Genomic DNA, 19,376 nt, shown 5'->3' with positions numbered 1-19,376 from the left:
GCCGAGGTCGCCGGTCCGGTGGCGAGGTCGCCTGCCCGGACCGGCGACGTCACCGCCGGACCGGCGACCTCGGCGCGGGGGGCGGGCCGGCGGTCCGGGGCGGCAGGCAGGTGCGGAGGTCGGGTGCGGGGGTCAGGCGCGGTCGCGGGTCGGGAGGTCCGACGCCGGGCCCGACGGGGTGCGCGGCGCCGAGCGCAGGCCGCGCTCCACCTCGAGGAGCAGCAGGTTCGCGTCCGCCCAGCCTGCCAGGGACGTCGACGTCGTCCCGCGCACCGTCACCGGCCCGCCCGCGCACGCGCCCACGAGCCGCTCGCGCAGCGTGACCGCCAGCTCCGCCGCGCGGTCGTCGTAGACGGCCGGCAGCAGCACGAGCACGCCGAACGCGTCGCCGTCGAGGCGGCCGACGACGCAGCCGGCGGGGGCCGCCTCGCGCAGCCGGGACGCGATCGTGCGCAGCGCGTCGTCGCCGGCACCGAACCCGGCGGACGCGTTGAGGTCCCCCATGCCGTCGACGTCGAGACCCACGAGCAGGAGCCGCCGGCGGGTGCCCGCGACCGCGTCGGCCGCCCACGTCTCCACCGTCGCGACGAGGTGGGCGCGGGACAGCACGCCGGTCAGCGGGTCGCGCGCGGCCCGGTCGGCGAGGGCGCCGGTCAGCGCCTGCACGAGGTCCGCCGTGGACGCCGCCGACCACGACGGGCCGGGCACGAGCACGTCGTCGTGGCGGACGGCCGCCTCGCGCGCCATCGCGGCCCGCGCGGCGTCGACGACGCTCGTCCCGGCATCGAGCACGAGCGGCGACCAGTCCGCGGCGTGCCCGACCTCGCGGCGGGTCATCACGGCGCGGCCGTAGCCGAGCCGGCCCGTCATCACCTCGGTGTAGCGGTGCCGGGTGAGCAGCCCCACGGCGCCGGTCTGCGCGTCGTGGACGACGACGCAGGTGCGCTGCGGCGCGCGGAACAGCACCTCGACGTCGCTCATCACGTCGAGCGCGGACACGACCTGCACGGGCGCGGCGACCTCGCCGAGGCGGGCGGGCGCGAGGGCGCGGGTCGGCTGGGAGGGGGCGGCGGTCGGCACGGCAGACATGATCCGGGCGGGCGCACGCCGGGTGGTCCGGTTCGTCCGGTCGTCGCCACGCGTTGGCCGAGACTTCGCGGAGCCGCCGACCGCCCGTCACCGGGGACGCCGGGGCGGGCCCCGACCGGGCGACGACCGACCGGGTGCAGGCCGCCGGCGATCCCAACCCGCCCCGGTGCCGGCGGACGGTCTCAGGCCGGGACCGGCGTCCGCTCCCCCGCCCCCCACAGCCGGCGCTCGGCGGCGTCCCACCGGGCGGCCGCGGCCGGGTCCGGCTCGTACCGGACGAGGTCGAGACCGCGCGCACCCACCGCCCGCAGGTCCGCGAGCGAGCCGGTGAGCACGCCCGCGGCCCGCGCCTGCACGAGCACGTTGCCGAGCGCGGCGCCCTCGACCGGCCCGGCCACCACCGGCAGCCCGGTGGCGTCGGCGGTGAGCCGGCACAGCAGCGTGTTGCGCACGCCGCCGCCGACGAGGTGCACGACGGACGCGTCCCGCCCGGACAGCGCGCACGCCTGCCGGACGGCCCGCCGGTAGGCGAGCGCGAGCGAGTCGAGGACGCAGCGGACCGTCTCGGCCTGGGACTGCGGCGGCGTCTGGCCGGTGCGCGCCGCGGCGGCGGCGATGCGCGCGGGCATGTCGCCCGGCGGCAGGAACTCGGGGGCGTCGACGTCGACGACGGTCGTCAGGCCCGGCACCTGCGCCGCGGCCGCGAGCAGGTCCGGCAGCTCCGCCGGCAGCCCGGCCTCGTGCCACGTCCGCAGCGACTCCGAGAGCACCCACAGGCCCATGACGTTCTTCAGGTACCGCACGGTGCCGTCGACGCCGGCCTCGTTGGTGAAGTTCGCGGCGCGCGAGGCCTCCGTGAGCACGGGCGCGGGCAGCTCGAGGCCGACCAGCGACCACGTCCCGCACGACACGTACGCGAAGTCGTCGCCGGTGGCGGGCACGGCGACGACGGCCGACGCGGTGTCGTGCGAGCCGACCGTCCACACGGGCAGCGGCGCGCGGTGGCCGAGCTGCTCGGCGAGCTCCGGGCGGACGTGCCCCAGCAGCTCGCCCGCGTCGCGCAGCGGCGGCAGCAGGGCCGCGTCGACGCCCAGCCGGTCCGCGAGGTCCGTCGCCCACGTGCGGGTGCTCGCGTCGAGCAGGCCGGTGGTGGACGCGTTCGTGACCTCGGCGACCTGCGCGCCCGTGAGCCACGCGCCGAGCAGGTCGGGGATCAGCAGGAGGCGCCGGGCGGCGTCGAGCTGCGCCGTCCCCTGCGCCGCGACCAGCTGGAACACCGTGTTGAACGGCTGCACCTGCAGGCCGGTGCGCGCGTACAGCTCGTGGGCCGGGACGGTCCGGAAGACGCGCTCCGGCACGCCGTCGGTGCGCGCGTCCCGGTAGTGCACCGGGTTGCCGAGCAGCGCGCCGTCGGCGTCGAGCAGGCCGTGGTCGACGGCCCACGAGTCGATCCCGACGCCTGCGAGCGGCCCCGCCTCCCTCGTCGCCGCCCGCAGGCCGTCGAGGATCCCCCGCCACAGGACCAGCACGTCCCAGTGGAGGGTCGTCCGCCCGGCGCCGGGCCCCGTGACGGGCACCGGCACCGGGCCGTTCGGGAACCGGTTGACCTCGTGCAGGTCGACCCGCGGCCCGTCGCCGTCGTCGTGCACGCGCCCGACGATGACGCGCCCGCTCGACGCGCCGAGGTCGACGGCGGCGAAGGCCGCCCCCTGCCGGCTCGTCACGTCCGCCACCGTCAGCGCAGGAACGCGGCGGCGACGCCGGAGTCGACGGGCACGTGCAGGCCGGTGGTCTGCACGAGGTCCGGGCCGGTGAGCGCGAAGACGGCCGCCGCGACGTGCTCCGGCAGGACCTCCTTCTTCAGCAGCGTGCGCTGCGCGTAGTACTCGCCCAGCTTCTCCTCCGGCACCCCGTAGACGGCGGCGCGCTTGGCGCCCCAGCCGCCGGCGAAGATGCCCGACCCGCGCACGACGCCGTCCGGGTTCACGCCGTTGACGCGGATGCCGTGCTCGCCGAGCTCCGCCGCGAGCAGCCGCACCTGGTGCGCCTGATCCGCCTTGGTCGCCGAGTACGCGATGTTGTTCGGGCCGGCGAACAGCGAGTTCTTCGACGCGATGTAGACGATGTCGCCGCCCATGCCCTGCGCGACCATCGCGCGCGCCGCCTCGCGGGCGACGAGGAACGAGCCCCGCGCCATGACGTCGTGCTGCAGGTCCCAGTCCTTCACGGTGGTCTCGAGCAGCGGCTTGGAGATCGACAGGCCGGCGTTGTTGACGACGAGGTCGACGCCGCCGAACGCGAGGCTCGCGGCGCGGACCAGGCCGGCCACCGCCTCCTCGTCCGTGACGTCCGCGTGCACCGCGACGGCCACGTCCGGCCCGCCGAGCGCGTCCGCGACCTCCTGCGCGCCCTCCAGGTTCACGTCCGCGATCACGACGCACGCGCCCTCGGCCGCGAGCCGCTCGGCGATGGCCCGGCCGATGCCCGAGCCGGCGCCCGTGACGAGCGCGATCCGCGTGGCCAGCGGCTTGGGCTTCGGCATCCGCTGGAGCTTGGCCTCCTCGAGCGCCCAGTACTCGATGCGGAACTTCTCCGCCTCGTCGATCGGCGCGTACGTGCTGACCGCCTCGGCGCCGCGCATGACGTTGATCGCGTTGACGTAGAACTCGCCCGCGACGCGCGCCGTCTGCTTGTCCTTGCCGAACGAGAACATGCCGACGCCCGGCACGAGCACGATCGCCGGGTCGGCGCCGCGGATCGCGGGGCTGTCCGGGGTGGCGTTGCGCTCGTAGTACGCGGCGTACGCCTCGCGGTAGGCGGCGTGCAGCTCCCGCAGGCGCGCGACGACGTCCTCCAGCGGCGCGTCGCCCGGCAGGTCGACGACCAGCGGCGAGACCTTGGTGCGCAGGAAGTGGTCGGGGCACGACGTGCCGAGCGCGGCGAGGTGCGCGAGCTTCTCGCGGGCCGTGAAGTCGAGGACGACCTCGGAGTCGGTGAAGTGGCCGACCTGCGGCCGGTCGGCCGAGGCCAGGCCGCGGACGACGGGCGCCAGGGCGGCGGCCCGCTCGCGCCGCTCGGCCTCGGGCAGCGCCTCGAAGCCGGGCCGGACGTCGCCGAACGGGTGGCGCCCCTCGGCGGCCAGCGCCGCCGTGCGCTCCGCGATGAACCGCTCCGCGGTGCGGATGATCTCGAGCGAGCGCTCCTCCGCCTCGTCCGACGTGTCGCCCCACGCGGTGATGCCGTGGCCGCCGAGCACGCACCCGATCGCCTGCGGGTTCTTCTCCTTGATCTCGGCGATGTCGAGGCCGAGCTGGAAGCCGGGCCGGCGCCACGGCACCCACACGACGCGGTCGCCGAACACCTCGGACGTCAGCGCCTCGCCGTCCGCCGCCGTCGCGAGCGCGATGCCCGCGTCCGGGTGCAGGTGGTCGACGTGCGCGGCGTCGACGAGGCCGTGCATCGCCGTGTCGATCGACGGCGCCGCACCGCCCTTGCCGTGCAGGCAGTAGTCGAACGCCGCCACCATCTCGTCCTCGCGGTCGACGCCCGGGTAGACGTCGACGAGCGCGCGCAGGCGGTCGAGCCGCAGCACGGCGAGGTTCTTCTCCGTCAGCGTGCCCAGGTCGCCACCGGAGCCCTTGACCCACAGCAGCTCGACGTCCTGGCCGGTCACCGGGTCGCTCGCGACGCCCTTCGCGGAGGTGTTGCCGCCGGCGTAGTTGGTGACGCGCGGGTCGGCGCCCAGGCGGTTCGAGCGCGCGACGAGCTGCTCGGCGGGCGACGGGTTCCTCGTCATGGCGGTCAGGCTCCCCATCCGGCCTGCGCGCCACCGACGCGCCCGGCCACGATCGTCTCGGCGTAGCCGCTGCGCGCGTACGCGCCCAGCGGGTCGGGGTCGAGCCCCTGCGACTCGCGCAGCCCCGCGAGCAGCGGGCGCACGTCGGTGTTGTAGGCGTCCATGAGCAGCCCGTTCGCGGCGAGGACGTCGCCGTCCTGCTGCGCCTGCGCGAGCGCGTCCGCGTCCACGAGCAGCGCCTTCGCCGTCGCCTCCTGCACGTTCATGACCGAGCGGATCTGCGCCGGGATCTTCGGCTCGATGTTGTGGCACTGGTCGAGCATGAAGTTGACGCCCGAGTCGGGGGCGAGCGCCCCGCCCTGGACGATCTCGTGCAGGATCCGGAACAGCTGGAACGGGTCCGCGGCGCCGACCATGAGGTCGTCGTCGGCGTAGAAGCGGCTGTTGAAGTCGAACGCGCCGAGGCGGCCGACGCGCAGCAGCTGGGCGACGATGAACTCGATGTTCGTGTTGGGCGCGTGGTGGCCGGTGTCGAGCACGACCATCGCGCGCTCGCCGAGGGCCATGCAGTGCAGCAGCGACGTGCCCCAGTCCGGCACGTCCATCGTGTAGAAGTACGGCTCGAAGAACTTGTACTCGAGGATCAGCCGGTGCGCGGGGTCCGCGGCGACGAGGGCCGCGTAGATCTCCTGGAGCGACTCGGCGAGGCGGTCCTGGCGGCCGCGGATCGAGTCCTGCCCCGGGTAGTTGAGGCCGTCGGGCAGCCAGATCTTCAGGTCGTGCGAGCCGGTGGCCGCCATGACGTCGATGCACTCGAGGTGGTGCTCGACGGCCTTCTTGCGGACGCGGGCGTCGGGGTGCGTGAGCGACCCGAGCATGTAGTCGTCGTCCTGGAACAGGTTCGAGTTGATCCCGCCGATCGACACGCCCTGGTCGGCGGCGTGGCGGGCGAGCGCGTCGAAGTCGTCGACCTTGTCCCACGGGATGTGCAGCGAGACGCGCGGGGCGGCGCCGGTGAGGCGGTGCACCTGCGCGGCGTCGGCGACCTTCTCGAACGGGTCACGCGGCACGCCCTGCTGCGCGAACACCTTGAAGCGCGTGCCGGAGTTGCCGAACGCCCAGGACGGCAGCTCGATGGTCTGCTCCGCGAGGGCGGCGAGCGCCCGCTCCTCGCGCGTGCCGGCGGCGGTGCCGGGTGTCGTGCTCATCGGTGCTGCTCCTCGGTGCTCGTGGGGGATGCCGTCGTGGGCAGGCCCGCCGCGGCGAGCTGGCCCTCGAGGTGGAAGACCTCGTCCAGCAGCACGAACCCCTGGTCGGGGTCGCCGTCGCCGACGAACAGGTCGGACATCTGCGCCTGCCAGCGGGCGTTGACCTCGGTGGCGGCCATCGCGGCCTGGGCGGCGGCGTAGTCGTCGGTCTCGAGGACGCCGACGAGCAGGCCGTCGGGCGACAGGAAGAGGTGGTAGTCCCGCCACCCGGTGTCCCGCAGCGCCTCGAGCATGTCCGGCCACACGGCGGCGTGCCGGCGGCGGTACTCGTCGAGGTGGTCCGGGTGGACGTGCGAGACGAAGCACACGCGGGTCATCGTCGACCTCCGGGTTTCGTCCTTGAAACGATTCATGATCACTGTAGGGAGGGTGCCGCGACGGTGTCAACCGTCCGCCGCGTCCGCGTGGATCGCGCTTTCCGCCATGATGGCACCACGGACGCGCCGCCGTCCCGACCCGATCACCGCGCGACCCCGCCGACGGCCCGTCGCTACGATCGGGCCCGAGCCGCGACCAGGGAAGGGGCGTCGATGGCCACCAGGGGCAACGGCCGCCCACGACGTCCGTCGATCACCGACGTCGCCCGCCGCGCGGGCGTCTCCGTCGGCACGGTCTCCAACGTCCTCAACCGGCCCGACCAGGTCACGCCCGCCACCCGCGAGCGCGTGCAGGCGGCCATCGAGGAGCTCAACTTCGTCCGCAACGCGTCCGCGCGGCAGCTGCGCGCCGGCACCATCCGGACCGTCGGCGCGATCGTGCTCGACATCGCGAACCCGTTCTTCACCGAGGTCGCGCGCGGCGTCGAGGACCGGCTCGCGCCGGACGAGTACACGCTCATGCTGTCGTCGTCCGACCAGGACCCCGAGCGCGAGGCCCGCTACCTGCGGCTCTACGAGGAGCACGGCGTGCAGGGCGTGCTCGTCACGCCGTCGCAGGGGTCGCTCGAGACGATCCTGGCGCTGCGCGACCGCGGCATCGGCGTCGTCCTGCTCGACGCGACGACCGAGGTCGAGGACGTGTCCAGCGTCGGCGTCGACGACGTCCGCGGCGCCGCCCTGGCCGTCGAGCACCTGCTCGACCTCGGGCACGAGCGCATCGCGTTCATCAACGGCCCCGACAGCATCCGCCAGTGCGTCGACCGGCGCGCGGGCGTCGTCGCGGCCCTCGTGGCGGCCGGGCGCGACCCCGGGGCGGTGCTCACCGAGGTGACCGTCGCGTCGCTCAACGCCGACGCCGGTGAGAAGGCCATGCACGAGCTGCTCGCGATCGACGCGTCGCGGCGCCCCACCGCGACGTTCTGCGTCAACGACTTCACGGCGCTCGGCGCGCTACGGGCCCTGCGCTGGGCCGACGTACCCGTGCCCGAGGCCATGGCGGTCGTCGGCTACGACGACGTCGCGATCGCGCCGATGCTCACCGTGCCGCTCACGTCGGTGCACCAGCCCACCCACACGCTGGGCTGGACGGCCGCCGACCTGCTGCTGCGCGAGGCCACGGCGCCCGAGGGCACGGAGCACCAGCGCGTGCTGTTCCAGCCGGAGCTGGTGGTCCGCACGAGCACCGCCGGCGCCTGACGCGGCGGGCGCTGCCCCCGCCCGCGCCCGGTCGTGCCCGCCGCGTCAGCCGCGCGCGAGGAGCATCGGCAGCGTCGCCGCGAGCAGGCACACGCCGAGCGCGACGACGAGGGCGGTGAACGCGAGGGTCGCGGCGCGCCGCCGGCGCCGGATCTGCCGGGCGGCCTCCGCCTGCGCGAGCGTGGCCGTGTCCTCCAGCCACCGCTGGTCGTCGGCGTCGGGCGCGCGGCCGTCGGGGCCGGGCGCGCCCGGGCGGCCGTCACCAGACACGCGGCACCAGCCGGGCCGGGACGTCCGCGCGGTACCGGTCGTACTCCGCGCCGAACTCGTGCGCGAGCATGGCCTCCTCGACGTGGATGCGCGCGACGACCAGGGCGAGCACCGGGAGCGCCCACACCGCGCCGGCGGGGCCGGCCGCGACGAGCGCGAGGCCGACCGTCACGAGCAGCAGCGCCGTGTACCCGGGGTGCCGCAGCACCGCGTAGCACCGGTCCCGCACGAGCCGCGGGTCGTCGGGCTGCTCGCTCAGCGCGAGCATGAACCGGCCGCGCAGCGCCCGCATCGCCTGGACGCGCAGCAGGACGCCCAGCACGGCGAGCGCGGCGCCGCCCGCGACCCAGCCCGGTCCGCCGGCCCAGCCGAGCGCCGCGACGGAGACCACGGGCCCGACCAGCGCGACGGCGATGCAGGCGATGAGGGCGTCGTCGGACGCGCGGGCGGCACGGGCGGACGCCCCGAGGGGCCCGGTCGTGACGGCGGGGCGCCGGTTCGCCCAGCGCAGCTCGGTGGCCGCCATGGCCACCGCCAGGGCGACCCACACGACGGCGGTCACCGCCGGCCGCCCTGCGCCCGCGCGATGACGACGGCGCCGGCGACGGCACCGAGCAGCGCCGGCAGGACGAGCAGCACGAGCGTGCCCCAGCCGACGTGGACGCCGAACCGCCCGTCGAGCGCGAAGCCCTCGAGCACGGGCATGCCCAGCAGCGTCCGGGGGAACACCCCGTCCCCGGCGGCGTCGCGGGCCTGGGTGCTCGCCCCGACGAAGGCCCAGCCGAGGTACCCGACGACGAGGACGTACAGCGGGACGACGAGCAGCAGCGGGCGCAGGCCGCGCGCGAGCACGTCGACGGCGTGGGACCGGTGCGCCGCCGGGCGCGAGGGCGTGGACGGCAGGACGGGTTCAGGCATGGTGGAGCTCCTTCGCGGGTGGACCGGACACGTCGGGCCGGGGACCGGGTTGCCAGCGCGCGGGCTCGACGACCGCCGCGAGCGCGAGCGCCGCGGCGAGCCCGAGCGCCGCGAGGCCGAGGGCCAGCACCGGGGAGAGCGCGGCGGCGCTGGTGACGAGCCACGCCACGGCGCCGGCGGCCACCACGTACACGAGCGCGGCGACGACCTGACCGGAGTCGACGTCGATGCTCCCGGGCATGGCCCAGGCGAGCGCGAGCGCGGTGGCGAGGCAGGCGACGAGCACGGCGAGCGCCGCGGCGACGTCGAGGCCGGCGAGCAGGGCGGGTCGGGCGGCGAGCGCCAGCAGCGGCGCGGCGCCGAGGGCGAAGACGACCGTGGCGCCGACGTGCGTCGCGCGCACCCACGCGGTGCGGTCCACCCCGACCAGCTGCGGCTGCGGGCCGACCGTCCGCGTGGTGGCGCGCACGAGGCGCGCCGGCACCCCGGCGAGGACGGCGACGGCGGTCACGGCGGCACCCACGGCGCCGGCGCCCACGTCCGGGCCGGCGCGCAGCAGCACGACGACGACGCCGGTGGCGATGACGACCGCACCGGCGACGTTCGCGGCGAGGTGCGGCACGCGCAGCAGGCGCAGGACCTCGCCCGTCGCGAGCCGCGGCCGCCGGCCGACGCGCCACCCGAGCAGGACGTCGGCCGCCTCCTGGCGTCCGCCGGCCACCGCGCAGACCACCACGGCGGCGACGGTGAGCAGCACGCCCCCGACGGCCGCGGCTGCCACGCCGGCCGACGCGACGGCCCCGTGCGCCTGCACGTGCGCGAGCAGGGCCGGCGCCACGAGCACCCGCTCGAGCACCGACGGCGCGGTGTCGAGGTCCGTCGCCGACGCGAGCAGCAGCACGAGCGCCAGCTCGAACGCCAGCAGCGCCACCGGGTACTGCGCCGGCGCCCAGCGGGCGCCGCGCAGGACGAGCTTGGTGGCGGCGAGCAGCGTGGCGGCCGTCGCGGCCGCCACCGCCGAGACCGCCGCCGTGAGGAGCACGGCGTCGCCGGCGGCGGCCCCGGCCACCACGAGCGCCGCCACCGCGGGCGGCCCGAGCAGCGCGATCGAGAGCACCGCGACGGTGACCGAGGGCACCCACACGAGCAGGCGCACGGTGCGGGGCGCGAGGGGCAGGGGCTGCAGGGCCCGCTCCAGCGTGGACCCGCTCGCCCGCGCGCTCTCGACGGCCAGCAGCAGCGGGCCCGCGAGCGCGTACAGCAGGACGACCACCGACGTCGGGACCAGCGCCGACAGCACGGCCGCGTCGGTCCCGCCGTCGCGCAGCCACGCGGCGGTCGCCAGGGCCGCGCCGACGTCGACGAGCACGACGAGCGCGACGACGACCCCCACGGCGCGCAGCGGGCGCGGCCCGCGGTACCCGAGGGACCGCGAGAGCCGCTTCGCCGACAGCGCCGCGGAGGCGCCCCACAGGCTCATGCCCGCGCCGGTCGCGCACCGCGCAACGCGTCCACGACCGCCGCCTCGATGTGCGCGACGCCGCCGAGCGCGTCGACGTCGCTGTCGAGCACGACGCTGCCGTCGTACAGCACGACGACGCGGTCGGACAGCCGCGCGGCGAGGTCGAGGTCGTGGTTGGAGGACAGCACCGTGCACCCGTCGGCGACGCGCTCGCGCAGCAGCCCCTCGAACGCACGGGACGCGAGGAAGTCGAGCCCGATGAACGACTCGTCGAGCACGAGCAGGCGCGGGTGCGCCATGAGCGCGGCGACGACCTGCGCCTTGCGCCGGGTGCCCAGGCTGAGGGCGTCGAGCGGCTTGGCCGTCAGCGGGAGCTCGAGGCGGTCGGCGTAGTCGCGGGCGCGGTCGATCAGGTGGGGCAGGGCCGTGCCGCGCGCCCGCTCGTGCGCCGTGCGGGCGTACTGCCAGTACTCGACGGCCGTCAGCTCGCCGATGACGTCGCCGGGCGAGTCGCTGACGTAGCCGACCTCCGTGACGACGGCCGGGTCGCGCGCCAGCAGCGGCCGGCCGTCCCAGAGCGCCGCGCCCGTGTCGGGGCGGCGCAGGCCGAGCAGCGACCGGATGAGGGTGCTCTTGCCGGACCCGTTCGGGCCGACGAGGGAGACGAACGTGCCCGTGTCGACCTCGAGGTCGACGGGGCCGAGCGTGAAGCCGCGGTAGTGCACGGCGAGGTCGACGACCTGGAGCATCAGGCGGGCCGCCCGTCCTCGGGCGTGCCGCGGAGCAGCTGGAGGAGCTGGCGGCCGTCCTTGCCGAGGGGCGTCAGCGCCGCCAGGTGGTAGAGCGTGAGCACCGCGGCGGCGGCGTACCAGGACGCCTGCAGCTGGTCGGCGCCCAGCCAGATCCAGACGTCCGGCGGGACGAGCGCCGCGGGCGCGGTCAGGGCGGCGATCGCCAGGACGCCGCCGACCGGCCCGGCGAGCGCGACCGCGACGTGCGCCCGGCGCCCGGGTGCGCGGAAGCTGAGCCCGGCGGCGCCGGACCGGACGTAGAACCCGTACGCGTCGCACCGGGTGGCGCGCGCGACGACGTAGTGGCTCCACTCGTGCGCCACCAGGCTGAGCACGAGCACGAGGAAGAACGCCAGCATGCCGGCCATGGCCTGCGGCGCGGTCGCGGTCTGCAGCACGTTGAGCGAGTCGACGGGACGCGTCCCGAGGACGACCGCGAGGAGCCCGGCGAGCGCCAGCGCCACCCAGCACAGCGCCTGGTGCGCCTCGAGGGTGCCCGTGACGACCGCGCGCAGCGACGCCGGGTAGCGCCGCAGCGGGAGCCGGCCGCGGTACGCGAGGCGGCGGTCGATCAGCGCGGCGGACAGGATCCACGGCAGGGCGCGGGCGACGGCGAGGAGCTCGCGCACGTGCGACTGGTGGACCGTGACGAGCCCGCGGGCGGACATGTCGACCAGGAAGTCGCGCAGCTGGCCGTCCATCTCCTCGCGGGCGGCGCCGGTGCGCGCGGCGAGCATCTCGACGACCGTCCCGACGTGCGCCGGGGCCTGGCCGATGGCGCACAGCAGCCGGCCGGAGCCGTTGAGCGCGAAGTGCGCGCCGTCGGCGTCACGCAGCCCGTCCTCGACCAGCACGAGGCCGGGGGACACCGCGTAGCTCGCCTCGCGGACGAGCCACACGGGCAGTTCTGGCCGGAGCATGGCGGGGTTCCTCTCGAGGGACGACGTGCGGGCGGGCCGGGTCGCGGCCCGCCCGCACACCGGGACGACGACCGGTCAGCAGCCCCGCGTCCAGTAGTTCTTCACGGCGTTCAGGCACGCGTTGTACGACCGGGCCTGGCACACGGAGCAGATGTAGATGACGACCGCGACGGCGATCCCCAGCACGGCGGCGACCAGTGCGGCCACCGCCACCTCTGCCTCGTTCTCGTCACGGCGCGCGGTCGTCAGCGCACGCGGCGCCTCCCACTCGAGCAGGTCCAGCTTCGGCGAAACGAGCATCACAGACACGAAGAGCCCCCTTGATCTCGTGATGACCCCGAGTGACGGGGCCGCCACGAACCCAAGCAGCGGGGCGGATGCGGCCGCAATGGAGGTGAAACGCTTGCGCGGCGTGTCGCCCGGGACTCGCCGCGTCAAATCCATGAAAATGCTGTCAAAATGTCGGATCGAACGGGCGACCAGGTCGCTCGACCTGCTTTTTCCCGGGTTTTTCGGCGCGCGCCGCCGATCGCGTCAGACGACGCCGTCCGCGATCGCGCGCAGGACGGCGACGTGCGCCGAGAACGCCCGGCGGCCGTCCGGCGTCAGCAGCAGCCACGTGAGGCGGCGCGCGTCGGCGCGCCCGGCGGACGCCGCCTTGCGGACCTCCACGAACCCGGCGTCCGCGAGCACCTTGAGGTGCTTGGACAGCGTCGCGTCCGCGACGCCGAGCGCGTCCCGCACGACGGCGAACTCGACCTCGTCGGCGGCGGCGAGCAGGCCGCACACGCGCAGCCGCACCGGCGCGTGGATGACCTCGTCGAACCGGGGGGCGACAGGGTCGGCGGCGTCAGCCGACACGGTCGAGGTCCCGGCGCTCGCGGGCGTCGGACCGGCGCAGCAGCGCGTACGTGCACAGGCCCGCGGCCAGCGCCGGCACGGCGACGAGCAGGTGGAGGTCCGCGGCGACCAGGCCGAACGACACGCTGAGCAGGAGCAGGACGACGGCGAGGAGCCCGAGCAGGGGCATGCTCGCGGCCACGCCGCGCCGGCGCCGGCGGACGAGCCGGCGCTGGCGCAGCTGGACCACGAGGGCGAGCGCGCCGGCGCCGATCATGAGGAGCACGGGCGACCGGCCGTCACCGGCCAGGGGCAGCGCCACGTACGCGGCGGCGAGGGCGGACGCCGCCACGAGCGCCCAGTCGGGCGTCGCGGCGTGCGGGGCGAGGGCCGTGCGGTCGCGCTCGAGGTCGCCGAGCAGCGCGCTCGCGTCCCGCGGGTCGGGGGTGGTGGGGTGACTTTCCATGTCGGCAACCGTACCCAGCGGCTTTCCGTGATGGCAAGTCACCCGACGCACGGCGACCCCGCGGTCGCACGGCTCCCGACACGCAGGGAGACGGGCGACCGCGGGGTCGCGCGCGGTGGGTCCCGACGGGCGGGACGTCAGCCGACGACGGTGAAGCCGGCCCGCAGCAGGTCGCGGTCGCGCGACGAGCGCCCGACGAGCAGCTCGAACTCGCCCGGCTCGACGACGCGGCGCCCCTCGGCGTCGACGATCGTGCAGTCCGCGACCGGCACCTCGACGTCCACCGTCACGGACTCCCCCGGCGCGACGTCGACGTGCCGGTACGCCTTGAGCTCCTTGTCGGCCCAGGTCAGCGACGTCACCAGGTCGCTGACGTACACCTGCACGACCTCGTGCGACGGGCGCGTGCCCGTGTTCGTCACCGTCACCCGGGCGCGCACCGTGCCGTCCACGCCGACCGTCGGCTCGGCGACCGTCAGGTCCGTGTACTCCACCGTCGCGTATGACAGTCCCTCGCCGAACGCGAACGCCGGGTCCTGCGTGAGGTCCGCGTACCGCGTGCCGTGCTGGCCGCGCAGCTGGTTGTAGTACACCGGCTGCTGGCCCACGTGCCGCGCGAACGTGACGGGCAGGCGCCCGGCCGGCTCCACGAGGCCGAGCAGCAGGTCCGCGACCGCGCGCCCGCCGCGCATGCCGGGGTTGGCGGCCCAGACGAGCGCGTCGGCGGTGAGCGCCGAGTCGGGCAGCACCAGCGGCTTGGAGGCGATGACGACGACGGTCATCGGGGTGCCCGTCGCCGCGAGGGCGTCGAGCAGCGCGACCTGACCGCCCACGAGCTCGAGCGTCGCGGTGGACCGCGTCTCGCCCATGAGGCCGATCGTGTCGCCGACGACCGCGACGACGTGGTCCGCCGCCTCCGCCGCCGCGACGGCCTCGGCGATCATGGCCGCGTCGGGCTCGGCCGCGTGCATGATCGGCATGCGCGGCTGGCCGTCGGGGTAGAACTCGCCGGCCGGGTCGGGCCCCAGCTCGCCGATGTCGGCGCCGCGCGCGTGCGTGATCGTCCAGCCGGCGGGGGCGACGGCACGCAGGCCGTCGAGCACCGTCTCCGACATGTGCCGCGGGTGGCCCTCCTCGCGCATCCAGTCGACCTGGCCGGATCGCCCGGCCCAGTCGCCGAGCTGCGCGTCGACGTCGTCGGCGTTGGGGCCGACGACGGCGATCGTGCGGGGCGCCGGCGCGCCGTCGCGGCCCGCCGCGCGGCCGTCGTCGCCCGCCACCAGGTCACCGCCGAGCGGCAGCACCCCGCCCTCGTTGCGCAGCAGGACCAGCGACCGGCGCGTGACCTCGAGGTTCGCCTGCTGGTGCGCGGCGGAGCCGATGACGGCGGCCTGGCGCTCGGGGTCCGGGCGGCGCGGGTCCTCGAACAGCCCGAGCTCGAACTTCACGGTGAGGATGCGCGCGACGGCGGCGTCGACCTGCGCCTCGGTGATCAGCCCGTCCGCGACGGCCTTCTGCGCCCCCTCGAAGAACCCGGGCGTCGTCATGACCATGTCGTTGCCCGCGGTGACCGCCATGGCGGCGGCCTGCGTGTGGTCGGCGGCGATCTTCTGCTCCCACACCATGCGGCCGACGTTGTCCCAGTCGGTGATGAGCGTGCCGGTCCACCCCCACTCGCCGCGCAGGACGTCCTGCAGCAGCCACCGGTTGACGACGATCGGGACGCCGTCGGTGGACTGGTAGCCGATCATGAACGTCCGCGCGCCCTCGCGGGCGACCCGCTCGAACGGCGGCAGGAACCACGAGCGCAGCTTGCGGCGCGAGATGTCGGCCTCGGACGCGTCGCGCCCGCCCTGGGTCTCGGAGTAGCCGGCGAAGTGCTTCGCGCACGCGAGGACCGCCGTGGGGTCGGTCAGCCCGTCGCCCTGGTAGCCGCGGACCATCGCCGCCGCGAGCTCGCCGAGCAGGTACGGGTCCTCGCCGAACGTCTCGTTCACCCGGCCCCAGCGCAGGTCGCGCGTGATGCAGACGACCGGCGAGAACGTCCAGTGCAGACCGGTGGACGAGACCTCGACGGCCGTCACGCGCGCCATCAGCTCCGCCGCGGCGGGGTCCCACGACGACGCCACGCCGAGCTGCGACGGGAAGATCGTCGCCCCGCGCCAGAACGAGTAGCCGTGGATCGCGTCGTCCGCGATGAGCAGCGGGATGCGCAGGCGCGTGCGGTCGACCGCGTCGAGCGCCTCGAGGACGCGCTGCGGCGAGGAGTGCAGGATCGAGCCGACGTGCATCTCCCCGACGAGGTCGTCGACCCCGGGCTGCGCGTCGAGCTGCAGCATCTGCCCGACCTTCTCGGGCAGCGTCATGCGGCCGACGAGGTCGGCCACGCGGTCGGGGATCGGCAGCGACGGGTCCTGGTACGGGAGCGTGTCCACGGAAGTCCTCTTCGACGTTCGGATCGATGCGACCGGCCCCCCCGACGCTAGCGGACGGCGCTCTCCTCCCTCACCGCCGTCCCCGCACCGGACGCCGCACCGAGGTCGCCGCTCGGGGGCGGCGAACCCGGCACGGGACCGGCGAGCTCGGCGTGGCGGCTGGGCGGGTGGGCGGGTGGGTGTGTGGGTGGTGGAGGCGGGTGGGGTGGTGGGGCGGGTGGACGGACGGGACGGGCGAGGGTCAGGCTCGGGCCCAGGGCGCGCCGGGGCCCGCCATCGTCGTGTACGACGGGTGCCCGGGCGCGATCTCGCCGCGGCGCACGGGCCGGCCGGTGAACGCCGACGCGTAGATCGCCGCGACGAGGTCGAGCGTGTCGCGGGCCTCGCGCAGACTCACCGGCAGGGTCGTGCCGGCGTCGAGCGCGTCGAGGACCGCGCCGACCTGGCCGCGGTGCGAGCTGCCGGGCGCCTCCGGGTCGAGGCCCTCCGTCCACCACGCCGCCGCCTCGGGGCGTCCGGGCGCCGCCGTGACGCGCCAGTCCTGGTCGGTGTAGCCGTACAGGTGCTCGACCTCGACCGTCGCGTGCTCCGTGTCGACGCGGATCGTCGACGTCTCGCGCGGGGACAGCAGGGAGTTCATGACGGTCGCGAGGGTGCCGTCGGCGAACCGCACCACCGCCGCGGACACGTCCTCGGTCTGCGTGGGGCGCGCCCGGCGCGCCGCCATCGCGGTGACCTCCTCCCACGGCCCGAGCAGCGCGAGGAGCAGGTCCATCTGGTGGATGCCGTGGCCCATCGTCGGGCCGCCGCCCTCGACCTCCCACGACCCGCGCCACGGGGCGTCCCAGTAGGAGTCGCCGCGGAACCACAGCGTGTCGCACACGGCGACGAGCGGGCGGCCGAGCGGCCGTCCCTCGCCGAGCGCGTCGGCGACCCGCAGCCCGGCGTGCCCGAACCGGTGCTGGAACACGACGGCGACGTCGACGCCGGTGCGCTCGCTGACCGCGAGCAGCGCGTCCATCTCGGCCAGCGACAACGCCGGCGGCTTCTCGACGAGCACGGGCACGCCCGCCTCGAGGCACTGCGTGGCCAGCGCGAGGTGCGTGCCCGGCGGCGTGCACACGTGCGCGAGCGCGGGCCGCTGCCCGTCGCGGCCGGCGAGCGCGGCGGCGAGGTCGGTGGTGGCGTGCGGCACGCCGGTCTCGTCGGCGAAGGCGCGGGCGCGGTCGGCGTCGACGTCGACCACCGTCCCGACGCGTGCGCGGTCGGCGTGGTCGTTCACCGCGTGGACGTGGGCGTGGGCGATGGCTCCCCCGCCGACGACGATCGTCTCGTGCACCAGGTGGTCCCCTCGGTCGCTGCGGACCGTCCCGACGTGGGCGATGCCGTCGTCGGTGACGGTGAATCGGTTCATTACTGTAGGGGATGCCCCACTCGACGAGGAGAGAGCGACACCGTGACCGCACCCGCGCAGCACCCCGACCGCGCACGCCGGCCCCTCGGGCTCGACGGCATCGGCTACGGCGGCGACTACAACCCCGAGCAGTGGCCCGACGAGGTGCGCCAGGAGGACGTGCGCCTCATGCAGGAGGCCGGCGTGACGATCGTCAGCGTCGCGATCTTCTCCTGGGCGCGCATCGAGCCGCGCGAGGGCGAGCTCGACTGGGAGTGGCTCGACACGACGATGGACCGGCTGCACGCCGCCGGCATCCGCGTCAGCCTCGCGACGGCCACGGCCAGCCCGCCGCCGTGGCTGACGACGAGGCACCCCGAGATCCTCCCCGTGCGCGACGACGGCACGGTGCTCTGGCCGGGCTCCCGGCAGCACTACCGGATCGCGTCACCCGTGTGGCGCCGGTACGCCGTCGCGATGGCCCGCCGGGTCGCCGAGCGGTACGCCGACCACCCGGCGCTGGCCGTCTGGCACGTCGACAACGAGATCGGCTGCCACGTCCCGCACGACTACTCCGACGACGCCGCGACGGCGTTCCGCACCTGGCTGCGCGCCCGGTACGGCACCGTCGACGCGCTCAACCACGCGTGGGGCACCGCGTTCTGGTCGCAGCAGTACGGCTCCTTCGACGAGGTGCTTCCCCCGCGCACGGCCGCGACGCTGGTGAACCCGACGCACCGCCTGGACTTCGCGCGGTACTCCTCCGACGAGCTGCTGTCGTACTACACCGACCTGCGCGACGCGGTGCACGAGGTGACGCCGCACGTGCCGGCGACGACGAACTTCATGGTCCAGCGGGTCACGGGGAACATGGACTACGCGCGGTGGGCGGACGAGGTCGACGTCGTCTCCAACGACCACTACGTCTACGCGGACGACCCCGCGCCGCACGTCGAGCTCGCGTTCAGCGCCGACCTCACGCGGTCGGTCGCCGGCGGGCGGCCGTGGATGCTCATGGAGCACTCGACGTCCGCCGTGAACTGGCAGGGGCGCAACCGCTCGCGCACGTCCGACGAGTCGCTGCGGCACTCCGTGCAGCACCTCGCGCACGGCGCCGACGCGATCATGTTCTTCCAGTGGCGCCAGTCCGCCGCGGGCGCCGAGAAGTACCACTCGGCGATGCTGCCGCACGCCGGCACCGACACGGACGTGTGGCGGAACACCGTCCGGCTGGGGCGCGTGCTCGAGGCGGTCGGCGAGGTGCGCGGCGCGACGCAGCGCCCGCGCGCGGCCGTGCTGTTCGACTGGCCGTCGACGTGGGCGGCGCAGCTCGACTCGCACCCGACGGACGCCCTCGACCCGCGCGTGCTCGCGGTCGCGCTGCACCGCGCGCTCGCCCGCCGGGCCGTGGAGGCCGACGTCGTGCGCGCCACCGACGACCTGTCGGGCTACGACGTGATCCTCGTGCCGGCGCTGTACCTGCTGACGGACGAGGGCGCGGCCGCCGTCGCCGCCGCGGCCGAGCGCGGCGCGTCCGTGCTGGTCACGTTCTTCTCCGGCATCGTCGACGAGCACGACCACGTGCGCCTGGGCGGCTACCCCGGCGCGTTCCGCGACCTGCTCGGCGTGCGCACCGAGGAGCTCTGGGCCCTGCAGGCCGACGAGCGCGTGCGCCTCGACGACGGCTCCGAGGGCGAGCTGTGGAGCGAGAAGGTGCACGCGCTGCCGGGCACCGACGTCGTCCGGACCTTCGCGGGCGGGCCGCTCGACGGCGTGCCCGCGGTGACGCGCCGCGCCGTCGGGGCGGGCGCCGCCTGGTACCTCGCGACGTGGCCCACCGACGCCGACGCGCTGCAGCAGCTGGTCGACGCGCTCGTCGAGGAGTCGGGCGTGCCGCGCGTCGTGCCGGACCTGGCCGACGGCGTCGAGGTCACGCGCCGCGTCGCCGACGACGGCCGCACGTGGCTGTTCGTCCTCAACCACACGGACGCGCCCGTGACCGTCGCGGCGTCCGGGCGGGCGCTCGTCGACCCGCGGGACGTCGACGGGACGCTGGAGGTCGCCGCCGGCGCGGTGGAGGTGGTCCGCGAGACGCGCTGACGCGCTGACGTGCGGCATGCGGCGTGCGGTGGCGGCCCGGCACCTCCCGGGCCG

At 75.7% G+C, this 19,376-nt stretch carries 18 protein-coding genes; 2 read left to right on the top strand and 16 right to left on the bottom strand.

What is annotated here, in order from left to right; genetic code table 11:
- Positions 1 to 132: 132 nt before the first annotated feature.
- The 5 genes from ACFUMH_RS12780 to ACFUMH_RS12760 form a co-directional block, all read right to left on the bottom strand.
- Positions 133 to 1,080, bottom strand: coding sequence for a diguanylate cyclase domain-containing protein (locus ACFUMH_RS12780; RefSeq protein ID WP_378205829.1), 948 nt, complete (start codon positions 1,078 to 1,080; stop codon positions 133 to 135).
- 191 nt (positions 1,081 to 1,271) lie between these two features.
- Positions 1,272 to 2,813 (bottom strand): rhamnulokinase family protein, encoded by a 1,542-nt coding sequence (locus tag ACFUMH_RS12775; protein ID WP_378205826.1) that lies wholly within the window; start codon positions 2,811 to 2,813, stop codon positions 1,272 to 1,274.
- 11 nt (positions 2,814 to 2,824) lie between these two features.
- Complete coding sequence (locus ACFUMH_RS12770; RefSeq protein ID WP_378205823.1) at positions 2,825 to 4,885, bottom strand: bifunctional aldolase/short-chain dehydrogenase; 2,061 nt, start codon at positions 4,883 to 4,885, stop codon at positions 2,825 to 2,827.
- A gap of 5 nt (positions 4,886 to 4,890) precedes the next feature.
- On the bottom strand, positions 4,891 to 6,093 hold the full coding sequence (gene rhaI / locus ACFUMH_RS12765) for an L-rhamnose isomerase (protein ID WP_378205820.1): 1,203 nt from the start codon (positions 6,091 to 6,093) through the stop codon (positions 4,891 to 4,893).
- Positions 6,090 to 6,470: an L-rhamnose mutarotase gene (locus tag ACFUMH_RS12760; protein WP_378205817.1), complete on the bottom strand. Its 381-nt coding sequence runs from the start codon at positions 6,468 to 6,470 to the stop codon at positions 6,090 to 6,092. Before ACFUMH_RS12760 ends, rhaI begins: the two co-directional genes overlap by 4 nt.
- A 213-nt stretch (positions 6,471 to 6,683) precedes the next feature.
- Here ACFUMH_RS12760 and ACFUMH_RS12755 point away from each other — a divergent pair, with 213 nt between their 5' ends.
- Entirely contained in the window at positions 6,684 to 7,727 is a 1,044-nt protein-coding gene (locus tag ACFUMH_RS12755) for a LacI family DNA-binding transcriptional regulator (protein ID WP_378205814.1), read from the top strand.
- Positions 7,728 to 7,772: 45 nt separating this feature from the next.
- On the opposite strand, the gene ACFUMH_RS12750 is transcribed toward ACFUMH_RS12755, so the two are convergent.
- The 11 genes from ACFUMH_RS12750 to ACFUMH_RS12700 all read right to left on the bottom strand — a co-directional run bounded on the left by ACFUMH_RS12750 (position 7,773) and on the right by ACFUMH_RS12700 (position 17,243).
- Positions 7,773 to 7,997, bottom strand: coding sequence for a hypothetical protein (locus ACFUMH_RS12750; protein WP_378205811.1), 225 nt, complete (start codon positions 7,995 to 7,997; stop codon positions 7,773 to 7,775).
- On the bottom strand, positions 7,987 to 8,559 hold the full coding sequence (locus ACFUMH_RS12745) for a methyltransferase family protein (RefSeq protein WP_378205808.1): 573 nt from the start codon (positions 8,557 to 8,559) through the stop codon (positions 7,987 to 7,989). Before ACFUMH_RS12745 ends, ACFUMH_RS12750 begins: the two co-directional genes overlap by 11 nt.
- On the bottom strand, positions 8,556 to 8,915 hold the full coding sequence (locus tag ACFUMH_RS12740) for a hypothetical protein (RefSeq protein WP_378205805.1): 360 nt from the start codon (positions 8,913 to 8,915) through the stop codon (positions 8,556 to 8,558). The genes ACFUMH_RS12745 and ACFUMH_RS12740 overlap by 4 nt, the downstream gene beginning before the upstream one ends.
- Positions 8,908 to 10,395, bottom strand: a complete 1,488-nt coding sequence (locus tag ACFUMH_RS12735; RefSeq protein WP_378205802.1) for a hypothetical protein — start codon at positions 10,393 to 10,395, stop codon at positions 8,908 to 8,910. The genes ACFUMH_RS12740 and ACFUMH_RS12735 overlap by 8 nt, the downstream gene beginning before the upstream one ends.
- The gene (locus tag ACFUMH_RS12730) at positions 10,392 to 11,126 is read right to left on the bottom strand and encodes an ATP-binding cassette domain-containing protein (RefSeq protein WP_378205799.1); all 735 of its coding nucleotides are present in this window, start codon (positions 11,124 to 11,126) and stop codon (positions 10,392 to 10,394) included. Before ACFUMH_RS12730 ends, ACFUMH_RS12735 begins: the two co-directional genes overlap by 4 nt.
- A complete protein-coding gene (locus ACFUMH_RS12725; protein WP_378205796.1) occupies positions 11,126 to 12,088 on the bottom strand; it encodes a hypothetical protein in 963 nt (320 codons plus the stop codon). Before ACFUMH_RS12725 ends, ACFUMH_RS12730 begins: the two co-directional genes overlap by 1 nt.
- A gap of 75 nt (positions 12,089 to 12,163) precedes the next feature.
- Positions 12,164 to 12,388 (bottom strand): hypothetical protein, encoded by a 225-nt coding sequence (locus ACFUMH_RS12720; RefSeq protein ID WP_378205793.1) that lies wholly within the window; start codon positions 12,386 to 12,388, stop codon positions 12,164 to 12,166.
- A 234-nt stretch (positions 12,389 to 12,622) separates the two neighbouring features.
- Complete coding sequence (locus ACFUMH_RS12715) at positions 12,623 to 12,949, bottom strand: transcriptional regulator (RefSeq protein WP_378205790.1); 327 nt, start codon at positions 12,947 to 12,949, stop codon at positions 12,623 to 12,625.
- Positions 12,939 to 13,394, bottom strand: a complete 456-nt coding sequence (locus ACFUMH_RS12710; RefSeq protein ID WP_378205787.1) for a hypothetical protein — start codon at positions 13,392 to 13,394, stop codon at positions 12,939 to 12,941. Before ACFUMH_RS12710 ends, ACFUMH_RS12715 begins: the two co-directional genes overlap by 11 nt.
- A gap of 137 nt (positions 13,395 to 13,531) precedes the next feature.
- A complete protein-coding gene (locus ACFUMH_RS12705) occupies positions 13,532 to 15,829 on the bottom strand; it encodes a glycoside hydrolase family 3 N-terminal domain-containing protein (RefSeq protein WP_378205784.1) in 2,298 nt (765 codons plus the stop codon).
- A 241-nt stretch (positions 15,830 to 16,070) separates the two neighbouring features.
- On the bottom strand, positions 16,071 to 17,243 hold the full coding sequence (locus ACFUMH_RS12700) for a Gfo/Idh/MocA family protein (RefSeq protein WP_378205781.1): 1,173 nt from the start codon (positions 17,241 to 17,243) through the stop codon (positions 16,071 to 16,073).
- Between the two features lie 42 nt (positions 17,244 to 17,285).
- On the opposite strand from ACFUMH_RS12700, the gene ACFUMH_RS12695 reads away from it, so the two are divergent.
- Entirely contained in the window at positions 17,286 to 19,322 is a 2,037-nt protein-coding gene (locus tag ACFUMH_RS12695) for a beta-galactosidase (protein WP_378205778.1), read from the top strand.
- Positions 19,323 to 19,376: the final 54 nt, after the last annotated feature.

The organism is Cellulomonas sp. NPDC057328 (genome assembly GCF_042667215.1).
Lineage (GTDB): Bacteria > Actinomycetota > Actinomycetes > Actinomycetales > Cellulomonadaceae > Cellulomonas.
The sequence above is the reverse complement of the archived record's forward strand: the minus strand, read 5'-3'. Positions and strand labels throughout refer to the sequence as shown.